Annotated in this window: 1 pseudogene; it reads right to left on the bottom strand. The window is 61.2% G+C overall.

Annotated features, from left to right (window positions below):
• Positions 1-219, bottom strand: a pseudogene (locus ACZ2V4_RS11755) (hypothetical protein); the annotation flags it as partial.
• Between the last annotated feature and the right edge of the window lie 62 nt (positions 220-281).

The raw sequence follows: 281 nt of genomic DNA, 5'->3' as shown, positions 1-281 counted from the left end.
ATACATGGCAATCTCGCCCTGATGTGGGGTCCAGGCGCGCAGCACGGATCGCAGGCAGGCGAGCCCGCAGATGTGCCGAGACCAGAACAGGTACTCCGCCTCTGACGGGTACCCGTCAGAGGCCCAGTCGAAAAATGTGGCCGGGTTGGTGCCGTGTTCGATCAGCGGTTCGTTGCAGGCAAGGTCGCCCCATTGTGATTCGTAGGGGTAGTGGGTCATCCGTGAAACTCCTTAAGCGAACGGGCTAGCGGCGTTAGCCCCAACTGGACCACGACCAGCAT

It is taken from the genome of Macrococcus sp. CoH-51_TC_04, from assembly GCF_058188655.1.
This window is presented reverse-complemented; position numbering and strand designations above follow the sequence as displayed.